The sequence below is a fragment of the Rhodanobacter thiooxydans LCS2 genome (assembly GCF_000264375.1).
Classification (GTDB): domain Bacteria; phylum Pseudomonadota; class Gammaproteobacteria; order Xanthomonadales; family Rhodanobacteraceae; genus Rhodanobacter; species Rhodanobacter thiooxydans.
The window spans coordinates 1-335 of the sequence record NZ_AJXW01000187.1 but is presented as its reverse complement, the minus strand read 5'-3'; the positions used below and the strand labels follow the sequence as shown (position 1 = coordinate 335).

Annotated in this window: 1 protein-coding gene; it reads left to right on the top strand. The window is 77.3% G+C overall.

The window, feature by feature from the left end:
* On the top strand, positions 1 to 335 hold a 335-nt coding region (locus UUA_RS19575; protein ID WP_008439889.1), incomplete at both ends, for a GHMP family kinase ATP-binding protein.

Sequence of the window (335 nt, the reverse complement as noted above, 5' to 3'; positions counted from 1 at the left end):
CCCGCGCGTTCCACGCCGGCGGCGACGGCCGGCCGAAGCTCGGGCTGGGTTCCAGCGCGGCACTGACGGTGGCGCTGGCCAGTGCGATCCGTGCGCTGGACCGACGCGCTGCGCCGTCCATCGACACGCTGCTGGCGGCGCACCGCCGGGCGCAGGGCGGCCACGGCAGCGGGCTGGACGTCGCCGCCAGCCTGGCCGGCGGCCTGCTGCTCTATCGGCTGCACGACGGACAGCCGCGGATCGCGTCGGCGACGTGGCCACACGGGCTGGAATGGTGCTGCGTGTGGTCCGGCCGGCCGGCCTCGACCGGCCACTTCCTGCAGCGGCTGGCCGCC